Here is a 16,101-nt window from a genome sequence, read left to right on the forward strand (position 1 = left end):
ATTATTCTGACTTACCTTCATTATCTTTTTTCTCAGGGAACACAAAGCTTGCAATAATTCCCAGAGCAAGAACCCCCAGCACAACAAATAGGCTAGTTGTCGCGGAAATACTGTATCCATGCTGCCAAATGTGGTCTGTTGCATTGAGACCCAGTTTTACGGCAATAAAGAACAGCAACACAATAACCGCTTTTTCAAGGTAAACGAGATACTGTTTTAACGCTTCTAATACGAAGTAAAGCGTACGTAGGCCTAAGATTGCGAACATCATTGCACTATAGACAATCAGGGGTTCACGGCTTACAGCGATAATAGCGGGAACAGAGTCGAAAGCAAACATCACATCAGAAAGCTCTACAACAGCAACACACAACATAAGTGGGGTTGCATATAACGCAGCTTTTGTACCACGACCGATAGTGACATCTTTGTTTTCAGGTTTCGCTAATTCAACATCCACTTCTTTTTGTGTTAATAAGAAAGCGTGTCCTGTGATTTTTGGCCATATAGGGAAAAATCGTTTAACTAAGCGATAAGCAAGATGTTGTGAATAGTCTTCGATTTCTTCACTATCATCACCGCTTTTCAGCATCATAACTGCCGTCCAAGCAACGATTAAGGCAAATACTATCTCAACATATGGTCCTAAACTTAGCAGTCCTGTACCGATGGCAACAAAGATCCCACGGAAAACGATAGCACCGATAATACCCCAATAAAGAACGCGGTGGCGGAAGCGGTCTGGCACGGAAAACCAAGAGAAAATCGCCATCATGACAAACAAGTTATCAACGGAAAGTACTTTCTCTAGCGCATAACCCGTTACGAATAAGCTCGCAACTTCAGCACCATGGTGAATATAAAGGAATCCTGCGAATGCCATAGCAATAGCAATCCAGAATATAGACCAAAATATGGCATTCTTTAACGTTATCGGCTTATCAGCGCGATGCATGAATAAGTCGATAAAAATAGCGCCAATCGCAAGTACTACAAAGACAATGACAGTTTCTGTCGGAAAACCAATATGTGTGGATACCATAATAATTCCTGAACGGTTCCCTATCTTAAATTAATTACAAACCAAATTCTGCGGGTTCAAAGCCTAATGCAATGGCAATAGCACGCACAGCCTCTTTTTCATCATTGTCAAAATCACCATCACTTTTCGCAACAGCAATACCAACACGAATAGCTAATTGCGCAGCTTCTGGCTGATCTTTCATTGCCAGAATATACTTCATCGTTTCACCTTTACCGATTTCAGCGTCAAAGTCGAAACTTGTAATTAGCTTATTAAAGAATTCAATCACCTCTGAGGTATCAAATACTTTAAGTTCATCTGATGCCTTTAAAAAACCCAGCATCTTCTGTTTTTCTTCAGAACTCACTCCGTCACTGGCGATGGCAATGCGCGCACAGACAGCCACAGTTCCTTGCATAAATTTTTTGTTTTTAAAGCGACCAACTTGCTTTGCTAACTCAGAACGGCCCGTATTAAAACCTTCTTTTAATTTATTGAAAAAACTCATGTTACTTTTCCTTATATCAATTTGATCACTTAGAACCCGCTGTCCAGCGAAATCCCCACCCGTAGGCATTATCCATATCACGGTGGCCTTTAAAAAACTCATTGAGACGTTCCACTTTTATTGAACCGTTCTCATTCACTAGCCGTGCAATCGCACACATACCACGGCCATTGTTACCTTCAGTTAAACGAGTTTCAATAGGGGGTTGATCAGGAACATGAATGGTGACAACACCATCTGTTTTACTCCAATTCGGTACGCCCTCATAAATAAACGCGAAAATCAGCACTTGTTTTAGTGATTTCCACTCGCGTCCATTAACAAAGATCCACTCACCACCAGCAACATCGCCTGTTCTATCGTCACCTTGTAATTCAACATAAGGCGCGTGGTTAAAATCACCAAAGCCATTTCCTAATGCTTGAATAACAGACTTATAACCATCCTGTAGTTCAACAAAAGCACCAATATCTAAATCAATACCTTTCTTACCACCAAATAATCCACCTAATAATCCTGAATTACTATTATTGCTTTCACGATGCCAATTAAGATTAATTCGAATTTTACCGAAATCATCTTTCTTCGTTAGGCTAATAGCTGGCTTCTCTTTCGTTAAAGAAACCTTACTTAAATTCACTGTATTAGGTGCTGAAGTTGGCGCGGGTTTAGGCATTGTAGGTGGCACAGGAGTGGGTTCAGGATCTGCAATATCAACACCAAAATGTTCAGCTAACGGTTTTAACCCCCCATTGAACCCTTGGGCGATAAAACGAAATTTCCAACTACCATTACGCCGATATAATTCGCCTAAAATTAATGCCGCTTCTGAGCGGCCATTAATTTCAACATTTCCATTTGCTACCACTTCGTTATTCGCATCAACCTGAATGGATAATCGTTGCAAATTAGCGATAGTTTGCTGTCCATCACAGGTTGCTGTAAACGCAATTTTTTCAACATCAGGACGTAAACGTGTTAAATCTACGGTAAAAGAAGTGCTATTTCCTGCTGTTGCATAAATAACCGTGCGATCATCACTCGCTGCTTGTCCATAAAACACCATATCGGCGTCGCCATTAACTTTGCCTGAGGCATAAAGTCTAAAAGCGGAGGCATCAACCGGTGCCCCTGATTGGACCCTAACAATAAGCGTTTGATTAGGAACAGGAACATTACCACCTGGTGTCATATTCATTAGCGTACCACCGTAGCCACGATATCGGGCATCATGTCGTTAATCACGCGACCTTTACAAGGTGCACCAAATGCCGTGAAATCCCACTGACCATGATTACGTTGTAAAGAAGCAATCACGATACCAGTATGAGAACCCTGTTCTGCTAAGGTATAACGCACTAATTCTTTGTTTGTTGTTTTATCAACAACACGACAGAATGCGTTTTCAACTTCATTAAATGTTTGTCCACGGAAACTGTTTACAGTGAAAACCAAGTATTCAACATTTGTTGGTAAACGGCCTAAATCAACGAAAATGGTTTCATCATCGCCATCACCGTCTCCAGTTAAGTTATCACCAGAATGAACTACTGACTGACAACTTGATTTTAATTTGCGAAACCAAATGGTATCGATTTGATTGCCATTAGCGTCAAGTAAAACGCAACTTGCATCTAAATCAATAGAACCACCACCACCAAAAAGACCACCTAATAATCCTTTTTTCTTAATTGGATCCCAGCCCAAACCAAACATTAAATGGCTCAGTGTAGGTGCTTGTTTACTGAGAGAAACTGTTTGATTCTTGCTTAATGAAACCATAATTAAATTCCTTCAGAGGTAGAGTGAAACAATAATGCCATTTGTGATTAAATCCATATTGTGAAAATAATCATATCATGATGAAGTACATGAGCAAGACTATTTTCACCATCCAAATTTAAAGTTTTGTCAACATATTGATATTAAAAATGTTTTTATAAAAAATAAATTATAAAACACAAAAAAAACATAATAATAACGTTATTGGTTAGTCTAATTTAAACTAAAATCAAATAAATCATATTATGATTGACACAGTTCTTCGAAATCTTCATGATTATAGGACTTGAACCCTACACTTTTATTTCACGGTATACAGCGTAATGAACAATACGATTTGGTTTATGGAAGGTTTATCATCACAACGCGATATAATTCAAAGTGTTAAAGACTTTGCAAAACAGCAACAACAAGATATTGTCGTGCTTGCTTCTCATCGCCATACTCGAAATGAGATTTTATCGCTTGCTGATGGTGCTTTTTATGAGCCTCAAGATGAGACATTACGTTTAAACTTTATTATTGCCGATATCGTCAAAAAGCATCAAGTTCGCGTTATTCACACAGGTCGTAATAGCGCATGGTTTGAATCTCATCGTCATGAAATTGAGTCACTAGGGGTAAAATTAACCACAGGTGCAACTGAACTGAAACAGCTTCAGTTAGCGGATGATAAAGTCGCATTTGCACAAGCTATGGAACAATGCGGTCTTCCTGTTGTGCCTTCTATTTACATTGATTCAATCATTGAATTAGAAAAACAAATTAAAAATCCACCTTTTGGTGAGATCCCTTTATGCATTAAGCCAGTAAAAGGCATTTATGGAATGGGTTTTTGGCGCTTTGATAATCAAGTTTCGCCTATGGCACTGTTTAACCACCCAGAAAATCGCCAAGTTAATCCACAACAATATGTTGATGCATTAAAAGCGGTTGAACACTTTGAGCCATTAGTGCTCATGCCTTATTTACCTGGCCCAGAATACTCTGTTGATATGGTTGTTGAACAAGGCAATGTCATTGCTGGCGTCGCTCGTCGTAAAGAGGGAGCAATCCAGCATCTAGAAACTTCAGGTGAAGCCTATCAATTAGGCAAAGCCTGCGCCACAGCCATGAAAGCAGATGGTCTTGTTAATGTGCAAACCCGAAATAACCATCAAGGCCGTCCATTATTACTTGAAATTAATATGCGCCCTTCGGGTGGCATTGGTTATACCAAACATTGCGGTATTCACCTTGCTGGTATTTTTGCTTTACGCCAATTGGGATTGATGAGCATTGAAGAAGCGCAAGCTCAAAATAGCCATTTTGCACCAACAAAAATACGCTCAATCACCGATTCTATTGTTTTCAATTCAACGTTAACAAACGTAATAAGTACGGATAATAATTAATAATGAAGAATAGCATGAGTGACTCTTTAGTTTATCGTCGCCAACTTAGTTGTGGCACATTGAGCGTGACACCAAATTGCCCTATTGAGTTACTTGATGAATTATTTGATATTGCAGAAAGACGTAACCCTAAGCGTGCATTCTTATTTGTCAGTAAGGTATTAGGCCGTCATATTCCAGTTTCACCGAAAAAAATGCGTGAAACCTACCAAAAACTTGCCAAGCAATTTCCACCTTCACTCGAAGGCCCTATTTTGTTTATTGGTATGGCAGAAACCGCCGTAGGTTTAGGGGCTGGTATTTTTGATGAGGTGAGAAGCCGCTATCAACAAGCGATTTATTTAACCTCAACACGTCACCCCGTTGATGAGGGTGAACTACTGTGTGAATTTAAAGAAAACCACAGTCATGCGACCGATCACTTACTTTATTTGCCAAAAGCAGCAGAGCAACGCCAGTGGGTACAACAAGCAAAAACTGTTGTATTAATTGATGATGAAGCCACTACAGGCAATACCTTTATTAACCTACTTTCAGCACTACGTGAAGAAGGTGGATTAACACATATTGAACACGTTATTGCCGTCACATTGACGGATTGGAGTGGTGAGTCTATCGCTGAACGTGCCCCATTACCGATTAAAACTCTCTCTTTAGTTCAAGGTAAATGGCAATGGGATGCCGATCCTAATGCGCCCCTACCTGTTATGCCTAATGTCAATATTACAGCATCCGGTCAAGTTGCGATCACTGGTAAACAGAGCTGGGGTCGATTAGGGATGACAACGCCTGCAAATGATCTAGGCTTATCCATCAATGCTTCTTTGGGTGAAAAGATCCTTGTTTTAGGATCGGGAGAATTTGTCTGGGAACCGTTCTTACTTGCTGAACGTCTTGAAAAACAAGGAGCTATTGTAAAATATAGCTCGACAACACGTTCACCTATTTCAACCAATTTTGCTATTCAATCAGCCATTACTTTTACTGATAATTATGGTTTAGGCATTCCTAATTTTGTCTACAACGTGGCACACCAACAATTTGATCGTATTTTACTTTGTTGTGAAACCCCGGTTGATAGTATTGATAACCAACTGATTGAAGCCCTTAATAAAGTTGCACCTATTGTTGAGGTAATTAGTTATGACTAAGCCCGTTATTTTAACTGATCTCGACGACACTTTATTTCAAACACGTCGTAAAATGGTCGATGAGTTAGCGCTTGAACCCTATAAAACTGGGGCATTGGATAGAAGTTTAGAGCCTCGTAGCTTTATGACGCAAGAACAAGCCATGCTGGTAGATTGGATGCTAGAACATGCTGACTTAATTCCTGTTACTGCACGTGGTACAGAGGAAATAAGCCGAGTCACAATCCCTTTTCACTCATGGGCAATTACCACACATGGTGCTGTGGTATTAACCCCTGAAGGTATAGCTGATACCCAGTGGCAAAACCATATCACCCGAAGCTTAACGCCATATACACAACGTTTACTCACACTACAACAATCAATTACGCAATTAATGGCGGAACGACATATTGATGGTTGGGCACGAATTAACTATGAATATGGTGATTTGCCTATTTATTTAGTGATGAAGCATAACGATAGCACTCGACTAGAAGAGCTATACACCATAGGTGATGAGATAGAAAAAATATTCTCAACCGAAGGTTTTTATATTCATCGCAACAGTAACAATATTGCTTGGTTACCTGAGCCTATTGAGAAAGGCAAAGCTGTCACCTATTTGCTTAATAAATTAAAAGCAGAACGTGGCGTTTTTCCTGTCATTGGTTTAGGCGATAGCCTAAGTGATCATCGCTTTATGAAATTATGCAATTGGTATGGGCTTCCTCGCCAAAGCCAATTCGCTGATGCGATCAACACAAAAATTTTTGGAGAATAAACATGATGGATCATAAACCGTTTTCAGGATCTTATGTATCAGGTGATGTCGATTTTCTACTTCAACCCGTCAATATTGAAATGACGCCTGTTGAGTTAAAAGAAGAGCTAATACAATCAGGTAAACGCCACTATTCTGACATGCTAAGCCAAGAGCCAGAACCTACAACATGGCATCTTGATCTCTTTGAAAAAGCGCTAGAAACCGGTGCGGCACGCTTAGCAACTGAAGTCATTATGCTGGCAAAATCCCTTATTGAACGCTTTGGTGATACCCCGATTATTCTGACAAGCCTTGTCCGTGCGGGTGTTCCTCTAGGTGTGATGTTGCAACAAACATTGCGCAAAATGGGGAAAACCTCTTATCACTATGGAATAAGCATTATTCGAGATAGAGGTATTGATAGCGAAGCACTTTCATGGATTGAACAACATCACGGCACAGAAGGAATTGTTTTTGTTGATGGTTGGACGGGAAAAGGTGCTATTACAGGTGAGTTAATTCGCTCATTAACTGGACGCGAAGGCTACCCCCCACAGCCACGCCTTGTCGTCCTTGCAGATCCTTGTGGTTGCGCATGGTTAAGTGCCAGTGATGAAGATTGGCTTATCCCCTTTGGGATCATGGGTGCTCCCGTTTCTGGATTAATTTCACGTTCAATTTGGACAGAAAAAGGTTTTCATGGTTTTGTCGATTGCCAACATTTAAAACAATATGAGTGCAGTCGATATCTTGTTGATATTGTTGGAAAAAATATTGATTACTTGATTAAAAACGATATCCCACATGCCCCATTTAAAGAACAACAATCAGATTTAAAAAAGCTGAGCGAAAACGTCGTTAGTTCACTTGCAAAAAAATATGATATTTCAAATATCAATCGTATAAAACCCGGTATTGCCGAAGCCACACGCGCTGTTTTACGCCGTGTACCTGACCATGTTCTTGTGAGAGAGATAACTGATCCTGATGTGGCATTACTGGTTTATCTTGCGCAAGAAAAAAATATTGCTGTTATTGAAGCAGGGCAAGCGCTTGGTCAATATCGTGCAGTGACTATCATTAAAAAGGTGAAATAATGATTGAACGATTATCCCCATGGAATTTAGGGGCAACCCTTTATATGCCAGCAACTCGAACAGATATTGCGACAACAATTATCGATCAGAAAATTGAAGGCTTACGCTCTTTAATTATCTGTTTAGAAGATGCGGTTAGCGATGCTGATATTCCTGTCGCATTAGAAAATTTGGCTACGTTATTAACTAAGTTGGCAGAGCATAAAAAGAACCATGATTGTAGCCATTGGCCTTTGCTATTTATTCGCCCTCGCCACACGGAAATGGGTCAATGGATCACAGAAACACTTGATGTCAGTGCTATTGACGGTCTTGTGCTGCCTAAATTTACTCAAGCTTGTTTACCTATTTGGTGGAATATTATTGAGAATACGCATTTATGTATGATGCCAACTCTTGAAACCGAAGAGGTGTTTGATGTTATTCAAATGACAGAGCTTGCAAACCACCTGCTGACTCACCCTTGTCATAACAGAATTATCGCATTACGTATTGGTGGTAATGACTTAATGAATGTGATTTCGCTAAGACGTAATCGCCAGTTAACACTTTATGATGGCCCAATGGGTTATGTCATAAAAATGCTAGTTGCTGTATTTGGTGCTCGTCAGTTTGCACTTACAGCCCCCGTTTGTGAGCATATTGATGATCACCATATTATGGATAAAGAGCTTGCTCTTGATATTGCCAATGGTCTTGTGGGTAAAACGGCGATACATCCAAAGCAAATTCACAAGATTGAACAAGCTCTCATGGTATCTCAATCAGATCACTCAGATGCTTTACGCATCTTAAATTCAACACAAGCCGTCTTTAAATCACAAGGTGCGATGTGTGAACCTGCAACACATCGTCGCTGGGCATTGAGTATTTTAACCAGAGCTAAAATTTATGGCATTATTCCTAACCAACAAAATAATGCTCAACGTTTTAATGCAACATAAAACACTCTATAGCAGGTGATGAACTCAATAAGATAAAATAACTATCTTATTTTGATTTTGATTTATAAGTTTCTAGTTAAAACATGTTATCTTTAGCTAGAACTTATAAAAACAAAACCGACTTTTTATTTTAAAAGTCATTTTTTTCATTTGAAATATTATTTTATACTACATTTAATAGGACGCTTATTTTATTTATAATTTTAATGTTTCTGATACTTGTAAATAAAGTGTAAGAACAAGAATAATAAAAATTGAAGCTGAATATTTTAACACACGAATGACAGAATAAGTGGTAACTAAGCATGCAATTAAGCACTCGTCAGGTCAGAGTCTTTACACTGGCAACCCTTTTAAGCTCGGGAAAAAAGGTTCCAACCATTAAGATTATTTCTGCTCTTGAATGCTCGGAGCCAACGTTAACTCGCGTCTTAAAAGAGATAAGAGATTCTTATGACGCTGAAATAAAGTACAGTAAAGCGTCTCGAGCTTATCAAATGACCGAGCGTGGTCAACTTGATAATAAAGCATTACGTCGTATGCGTGAGGCACTATCAGCCAGTGAAGATCTTCGCCATAATGGAATGACAAGCCGAGTTTATCTCGATAAAGATAAGAAAAAATCGGTTTCACTTTCATTAAAAATGTCAGCATTACGCAAAATTGACAGATTATCTTATTTAAATAATTCCACACGTAGCGAAGCGGTTGAATTATTGGTTGACCATTATATTGAAAATTTAATTCAATCAACACTTGCTGAATTAGCTGAAAAAGAAAAAGATGGTTTAAAAAAATAATAATATATATTAATAAATAACTTGATACATTAGTATCAAGTTATTTTTATAATCAACAAAGAATTAAATACATAAAATAATTTATTAAATAATAATATATTTATATATTTAATAAATTGTAGCTTTACTTTTAATTATTTTAAAAACGAAATTAAAACAAATATAATTAATTGAATTTACTTGTTTTTTTGTTTGATTATTTAATGTTATATAAATAAAGGGTATTTATACCTATTCTTTATTAGCTCTTCTTTTTACATCGTTCCAATTAAGAGCAATCAATAAAAATATCTTTTATAATAAATGCCCGTCAACCACTCAAAATAAGGGTGAATATGGGTTAATTTCTCTTTTATTTTACTTTTTATGCGATCTTCTTTCAGATTAATAATATTGGACAATCATCACTGCGTTTTTTTCCTAATTTAATTAAACTAAGCATAATCTCAATTCAACACGTTCATCAGTCGGTTAGTATATTAGCCGCTTATTCCTACCTCACTAACAGGATAAATGCATGAGAAGATTGCCAGTTTACCTTTTACTTGATACATCGGGTTCTATGTATGGCGAACCTATTGCAGCAGTAAAGAATGGCGTTGAAATGCTCTTATCAACATTACGCCAAGATCCTTACGCATTAGAAACCGCCTATATTTCTATCATCACCTTTAATTCAACCGCACAACAAATTGTTCCACTCACTGATTTAATTAACTTTAGCGTACCTGATTTAGTCGCAAGTGGAACTACGGCATTAGGTGAGGCACTCACATTAGTTTCTGATCGAATTGAAAATGAAGTGCAAAAAACAACCGCTGAAACTAAAGGTGATTGGCGCCCACTTGTTTTTGTAATGACTGATGGCGCACCAACGGACGATTGGAAAAAAGGCGTTGAGAAATTTAAAGCAGCCCGTACTGGTGTTGTGATTGCCTGCGCAGCAGGACAATCTGCACAAACGGATGTACTAAAAAATATTACTGAGATTGTATTACGGCTAGATACGGCGGATTCTAACACGATAAAGTCATTCTTTAAGTGGGTTTCAGCCAGTATTTCTGTCGGTAGTCAAAAAGTCGATTTAACCAAGAAAGATATTAGCGATCTTGATGACTTACCACCACCTCCTCCAGAGGTTAACGTTGTACTTTAAATAAAAAAGGAATGAATATGTCAGTGAGTTTAAAAAAAGGACAAGGCGTTAGTTTAAAGAAAAATGAATATGACCTTTCCTCTGTCACTATCGGTTTAGGTTGGGATATCAACGAAGAGAAACGTGGATTTTTGGGCGGACTTTTTGGTAAGAAAAGTGAAGAATACGATTTAGATGTTATCGCCTTTTTATGTGGTGAAAACGGCAAGGTCAATGATCTGGGTAAAATTGAAGGCGGACAACCTTCTCTTGTTAATGGTGATATTATTTTCTTTAATAGCCTTAAACATAAATCTGGACAGATTTGGTTAACAGGTGATAACCGTACAGGCGCTGGTGATGGAGATGATGAACAGATCATCGCAAAATTAAATACCCTAGATCCTAAATTTACCAAAATCGTCTTTATTGTTCAGATTTATAATGGGCGTGAGCTACAACAACACTTTGGTAAAGTACAGAATGCCTTTATCCGCGCCGTTGATGCCAAAAATATAGAAATGGCTCGTTTTGATTTATCCGGAGGCGAAGCCTTCAATAATCAACGATCGATGTTATTTGCTGAATTAGTCAGAGAAGAAAATGGCTGGAAACTTAACGCTATTGGTGAGCCTTCAAGTTCAGATAGTTTTGTTTCTTACTTAAAGGACTTTACCTAATGAGAAGACTTCCTGTTTACCTACTTATTGATACATCAGGATCAATGAGAGGTGAATCTATTCATGCCGTTAACGTAGGAATACAAACAATGCTAAATGCATTGAGACAAGATCCCTACGCATTAGAAAGCGTACATATCTCTATTATCACTTATGATAATGAAGCACGTGAATTTATTCCCTTAACGGCATTAGAAGATTTCCAATTCACTGATATCACCGTTCCTAGCTCTGGTGGCACATTTACTGGCGCAGCACTTGAATGTTTAATCAAGTGTGTTGATCGTGATATTAAACGCTCTGATGGTGATCAAAAAGGTGACTGGCGTCCGCTGGTCTTCTTAATGACAGATGGTACCCCTTCTGATGCTTATGCTTATGGTGAAGCCATTAAAGAAGTGAAAAAACGCTCATTTGGTTCGATCATCGCCTGTGCAGTTGGCCCAAAAGCCAAACATGATCACCTTAAAGAGCTCACATCCCAAGTGGTAGCATTAGAAACATTAGACTCCAACGCCTTCTCAGGCTTTTTCAAATGGGTCTCTGCGAGTGTAGCATCCGGTAGTTCCAGTGCAGGCATTAACACCGATAAAGACACACTACCGCCACCGCCGCCTGAAATTCAGTTGGTACTGTGATCCACAAAAGCAAAGCGCTAAAACAGGCTTTGCTTTTATTTTATTTAGGCTTTGGTTTATCCATCACAAATATATAACAGCCACTATAAAGTGATAAGGTATAACAATGAGAAGGCTACCTATTTTCTTTGTTTTAGATTGCTCAGAATCGATGATAGGTGAAAACCTAAAAAAGATGAATGACGGTCTTACGACTATTATTAGCGATCTCAGACGAGATCCTCATGCTCTTGAAACTGCTTGGGTTTCTGTCATTGCCTTTGCTGGCGTTGCGAAAACCATTGTTCCACTCACTGAAGTTGTCTCTTTTTATCCCCCTCAGCTTCCTCTTGGTGGTGGCACATCACTAGGCAGTGCGTTACGAGAACTTACTCACCAAATTGATACTCAAGTTAGAAAAACCACGCTTGAGCAAAAAGGTGATTGGAAACCTGTTGTTTACCTCCTTACTGACGGCAGACCAACTGATGATTACGCACAAGAAATTAAACGCTGGAAAGCCCACTACGCCAATAAGGTTAACTTAATTGCGATTGGATTAGGCTTAAGTGCTGACTTACACGCACTATCACAATTAACTGAAAATGTGCTGTTATTTACTGAAGCACAAGAAGGCGATTTCACCCGTTTTATAAAATGGATAACGATGTCTGTGGTTTCTCACAGTCGCAGTGTTGGCGAAGAAACACCTCCCCTTTTAAGCAAAACCGAACAAATTGTTCGCCTTGCCAAAGATGATGTAGCTCGTGCCTATGATGAATCTTGTGTCACATTTGTCGGCCGTTGTAGCCACACTCGATCGCCTTATTTAATGAAATATGAACGCCCACCAATGAAAGCCTCTGGGCTCGATTTTAATCTAAACCTTAATGGGTTTAATTTAACGGGCTGTTACACCTTAAACGAAGATTACTTTGCATGGAGTGATCTCAGTGCTACAGCATACCAAGTGAATACCAGTGAACTTCATGGCACTCCTGGTTGCCCCTATTGTGGCAATGCCACTGCCTTTGCTGTTTGCCAATGTGGAAAATTACTTTGTGTAAATGGTCCTGAAACAGTTATTTGCCCATGGTGTGATAACAGCATCACCTTTGGAAATAACAGCAATCAATCTGACTTTGATGTCACTCGAGGTAAAGGCTAATGGATAAAAAAGCCCTACTCACAAAACTGATTATTGATGATACGCTAACTTCACAACGCATTCCTGTACATGAAGAGCTGATTATTGCGTTATACGAAGACACAGAAATCGCTCAACATATTGATTTTATTATTGATAAAATAAAAGCAACAACGGTAAAAAAAATAACACCACAAGATAAAGTACAATCTATTCTTCTGTTATTGCCACCAGCCCGCAATTTAACCTCTGACGAAGCATCATTACCAAAAGAAAGCCCATTAAAACCGGGGCAAATCCCAACACACTCATCACCAATGCCAATAGAAAAACCGATTATTCACCGCCCTACAGCCAAAATTACCCTTTCTAATGCCAAAGTAGGTAGCGAATTTAATTCTTCGATTAATATTGAATTAGATACGCTTGATTCTGCACAAATTGAGTCCGTAAATATTCAGGAAGATCTCGGCATAACCTTTGATGCCGAAAGTTGTTGCTTAGTTGGCATACCAACAAAAAGTGGTAATTTCACACTAACCATAAACTGGTCTGTAAATTCAGCGCATTACCACAATGATGTATTATTAATCATTAATCCTGATCCTCGTAGCTTATGGCAAATTAACGAACCTCCTGCAGATAGCCTTTATCCTAAAGCACATATTGATAGCAAACTTATTCTTAAAGACGACATTCGTATTGCAGGAGCAAGTCGTCGCGGTCGCTCTCATGAACATGCAGGTACATTTCGTGATGACGATTTTTACATTCATCACAATAGCCAAAGCCAATGGAATATTTTAATTGTCGCTGACGGTGCAGGTAGTGCTCGCTACTCTCGTGAAGGTTCACGTATTGTCACTAAAGTTGTCAGTGAATACCTTGAAGAACAATTGAACATTGAAAAAAATCCAGCATTAGCACCTTATCTCAACACCATTCACCAATGGGATGATGAGAGTGAGAAAAGGCAAGTAGGCAACTTTTTTTCTAAGCTATTTCACAATGCGTCACAGCTTGCAATTAATCACCTAAAAAATGAAGCTATTCGCATTAATGAACCCGTAAAATCATTTTCAACTACACTGTTAGCAACAGTGACTCTACGTATCAATGATGAGCTATTTGCAGCTGCCTTTTGGATGGGTGATGGTGCAATTGCAGCTTATGGACCAGCTGGAAAAGTCCGTGTTTTAGGTATTCCTGATAGCGGTGAATATGCAGGACAAACTCGTTTTCTTGATGATAATGCGCTTAATGATATTGAATTTAATCGACGTATTATTATTGGTAAATGGAGTGAGATTTCACACCTGATATTAATGACAGACGGTGTGTCTGATCCTAAGTTTGAAACAGATAACGGCTTACAAGATCCCAATAAATGGGCAGCGCTTATTGATGAAATATCGCCTTGTTTAGCCTCACCGGAAACCGCTGATCAAACACTGGCCGAATGGCTAAATTTCTTTTCAGCAGGCAATCACGATGACCGCACTCTAATTGTGGCTTGGTGATCATCAAAGAGAAAATAGGTGAGTTTCATGGCAGATATCATTACCTGTACAACGCAAAGTGGAAAAACAGTTCAGTACGTCAATGAAATTATTGGCTCTGGTTCAATGAAAGATGTCTATTTTTCCCCTGACAAAACCTATGTTGTTGCCTTTTATAAGACAAAACAAAACGCACAAGCCAAAGATAGGATAGATATGATAACAGGCTCTTATCGTCATAATATCTTTGAGCAAAGTGGTGGTGAATACTGGAAAAACCTTTTTTGCTGGCCAACTGATGTTGTTGAACATCAAGGTAAAATCGGTATTGTAGTGCCGACGTATCAATCCCACTTCTTCTTTAAATATGGCTCTAAAAACAATGATTTTCTTGCCATAAAAGGTCGTGAAAAAGAAGGTAAATGGTTTGCAAGCGCCAACAACCAAAATAAATTTCTCGATCCTAGGGAAAGAGGCAATTTATTAAATTATCTAAAAGTCTGTTTATTGCTCTCTCGTGCAGTACGCAGAATGCATGCAGCAGGCTTATGTCATAGCGATTTAAGTTATAAAAACGTCCTTATCGATCCTGAGCAAGGTCATGCATGTGTAATTGATATTGACGGCTTAGTAGTACCTGGAAAATATCCACCTGATGTTGTCGGAACACCTGATTTTATTGCACCAGAAGTGGTAAAAACTAGCCATTTACCGAAAGAAGATCCTAACCGTATCTTGCCAAGTATCACGACTGATAGACACGCCCTTGCGGTATTAATCTATATGTATCTATTTTATCGCCATCCATTACGTGGCGGTAAAATTCACGATCTTGACGATGAAATGCGTGATGAAACTCTCTCTATGGGTGAAAAAGCGCTGTTTATTGAACACCCAACAGATCGTAGCAATGCGGTAAAACTTAATCAGATAAAACCGTCATCTCTACCTTGGGCTGATCCTGAAAAAATCCCATACACTATTATGGGGCCTTACCTGACGCCTCTTTTTGAAAGAGCCTTTATTTCAGGATTACACGAACCTTCACAACGACCTACCGCAGATGAATGGGAAACTGCTTTAGTCAAAACGGTAGATTTGGTTCAGCCTTGTCAGAATAAAGATTGTGAACAGCAATGGTATGTTTTTTCTGGAAAAACCCAGCCAGTTTGTCCTTATTGTCATACGCCATATAAAGGGCAATTACCGATTTTAAATCTCTATTCTTCACGTAAAGCTGGTAGTTTTAGACCTGATGATCACCGTTTAATGGTTTGGAGTAATCAATCACTATTTCCTTGGCATGTGAATCGCCTTATTGCCCCCAATGAACGCACCACGGATGAACAAAAAAAACGCGTAGGTTATTTTGTTTATCACAATTCAACATGGTGGCTTGTTAATGAGCGTATTGATGGATTAATGGTATTGCCGGAGAAAAAACAGATAGCAATTGGTGATAAAATTGCCCTAACTGATGGATTGCAATTTGTATTATCGACAGAAGAAGGCGGGCGACTTGTTGTGGTGCAATTAGTCTCAAATTAATAAAGTAAGAGAATAATCTGTTTAATTTAT

At 38.7% G+C, this 16,101-nt stretch carries 15 protein-coding genes and 2 pseudogenes; 13 read left to right on the plus strand and 4 right to left on the minus strand.

Translation table 11 applies throughout. The features are described from left to right. Position 1 precedes the first annotated feature (1 nt). From GTH24_RS16720 to GTH24_RS16735, 4 genes are read right to left on the minus strand one after another with little or no spacing between them, the layout of a single operon-like run. The gene (locus tag GTH24_RS16720) at positions 2-1,042 is read right to left on the minus strand and encodes a TerC/Alx family metal homeostasis membrane protein (RefSeq protein WP_072070084.1); all 1,041 of its coding nucleotides are present in this window, start codon (positions 1,040-1,042) and stop codon (positions 2-4) included. A 34-nt stretch (positions 1,043-1,076) separates the two neighbouring features. Further along, the gene (locus tag GTH24_RS16725; RefSeq protein ID WP_072070085.1) at positions 1,077-1,532 is read right to left on the minus strand and encodes a tellurite resistance TerB family protein; all 456 of its coding nucleotides are present in this window, start codon (positions 1,530-1,532) and stop codon (positions 1,077-1,079) included. Positions 1,533-1,557: 25 nt separating this feature from the next. Further along, on the minus strand, positions 1,558-2,730 hold the full coding sequence (locus tag GTH24_RS16730) for a TerD family protein (RefSeq protein WP_072070086.1): 1,173 nt from the start codon (positions 2,728-2,730) through the stop codon (positions 1,558-1,560). After that, the gene (locus GTH24_RS16735; RefSeq protein ID WP_072070087.1) at positions 2,730-3,314 is read right to left on the minus strand and encodes a TerD family protein; all 585 of its coding nucleotides are present in this window, start codon (positions 3,312-3,314) and stop codon (positions 2,730-2,732) included. Before GTH24_RS16735 ends, GTH24_RS16730 begins: the two co-directional genes overlap by 1 nt. 323 nt (positions 3,315-3,637) lie before the next feature. Here GTH24_RS16735 and GTH24_RS16740 point away from each other — a divergent pair, with 323 nt between their 5' ends. The 13 genes and pseudogenes from GTH24_RS16740 to GTH24_RS16795 all read left to right on the plus strand — a co-directional run bounded on the left by GTH24_RS16740 (position 3,638) and on the right by GTH24_RS16795 (position 16,071). Further along, on the plus strand, positions 3,638-4,708 hold the full coding sequence (locus GTH24_RS16740) for an ATP-grasp domain-containing protein (protein WP_164526730.1): 1,071 nt from the start codon (positions 3,638-3,640) through the stop codon (positions 4,706-4,708). A 14-nt stretch (positions 4,709-4,722) separates the two neighbouring features. Next, positions 4,723-5,859, plus strand: coding sequence for a phosphoribosyltransferase domain-containing protein (locus tag GTH24_RS16745; protein WP_206535551.1), 1,137 nt, complete (start codon positions 4,723-4,725; stop codon positions 5,857-5,859). Beyond that, positions 5,852-6,622 (plus strand): hypothetical protein, encoded by a 771-nt coding sequence (locus tag GTH24_RS16750; protein WP_164526732.1) that lies wholly within the window; start codon positions 5,852-5,854, stop codon positions 6,620-6,622. The genes GTH24_RS16745 and GTH24_RS16750 overlap by 8 nt, the downstream gene beginning before the upstream one ends. A 2-nt stretch (positions 6,623-6,624) precedes the next feature. After that, positions 6,625-7,369, plus strand: a pseudogene (locus GTH24_RS16755) (cysteine protease StiP domain-containing protein); the annotation flags it as partial. 125 nt (positions 7,370-7,494) lie between these two features. After that, positions 7,495-7,701 (plus strand): annotated as a pseudogene (locus GTH24_RS22515) (RNA-binding protein); the annotation flags it as partial. Beyond that, positions 7,701-8,645, plus strand: a complete 945-nt coding sequence (locus GTH24_RS16760; RefSeq protein WP_072070092.1) for an HpcH/HpaI aldolase/citrate lyase family protein — start codon at positions 7,701-7,703, stop codon at positions 8,643-8,645. The pseudogene GTH24_RS22515 and the gene GTH24_RS16760, both read left to right, overlap by 1 nt. A 305-nt stretch (positions 8,646-8,950) precedes the next feature. Then, positions 8,951-9,445 (plus strand): tellurium resistance protein TerW, encoded by a 495-nt coding sequence (locus GTH24_RS16765; RefSeq protein ID WP_164526733.1) that lies wholly within the window; start codon positions 8,951-8,953, stop codon positions 9,443-9,445. 517 nt (positions 9,446-9,962) lie between these two features. Further along, entirely contained in the window at positions 9,963-10,601 is a 639-nt protein-coding gene (locus GTH24_RS16770; protein ID WP_072068976.1) for a vWA domain-containing protein, read from the plus strand. A 17-nt stretch (positions 10,602-10,618) separates the two neighbouring features. Further along, a complete protein-coding gene (locus GTH24_RS16775; RefSeq protein ID WP_164526734.1) occupies positions 10,619-11,260 on the plus strand; it encodes a TerD family protein in 642 nt (213 codons plus the stop codon). Then, on the plus strand, positions 11,260-11,898 hold the full coding sequence (locus GTH24_RS16780) for a vWA domain-containing protein (RefSeq protein WP_072068977.1): 639 nt from the start codon (positions 11,260-11,262) through the stop codon (positions 11,896-11,898). The genes GTH24_RS16775 and GTH24_RS16780 overlap by 1 nt, the downstream gene beginning before the upstream one ends. 106 nt (positions 11,899-12,004) lie before the next feature. Next, positions 12,005-13,045, plus strand: coding sequence for a TerY-C metal binding domain-containing protein (locus GTH24_RS16785; RefSeq protein WP_072068978.1), 1,041 nt, complete (start codon positions 12,005-12,007; stop codon positions 13,043-13,045). Further along, positions 13,045-14,544 carry a PP2C family serine/threonine-protein phosphatase gene (locus GTH24_RS16790; protein ID WP_164526735.1) on the plus strand — a complete coding sequence of 500 codons (1,500 nt, stop codon included), beginning with the start codon at positions 13,045-13,047 and terminating at the stop codon, positions 14,542-14,544. The genes GTH24_RS16785 and GTH24_RS16790 overlap by 1 nt, the downstream gene beginning before the upstream one ends. Positions 14,545-14,571: 27 nt before the next feature. Further along, positions 14,572-16,071, plus strand: a complete 1,500-nt coding sequence (locus tag GTH24_RS16795) for a helix-hairpin-helix domain-containing protein (protein WP_164526736.1) — start codon at positions 14,572-14,574, stop codon at positions 16,069-16,071. Positions 16,072-16,101: the final 30 nt, after the last annotated feature.

Source organism: Proteus vulgaris (assembly GCF_011045815.1).
Taxonomy (GTDB): domain Bacteria; phylum Pseudomonadota; class Gammaproteobacteria; order Enterobacterales; family Enterobacteriaceae; genus Proteus; species Proteus vulgaris_B.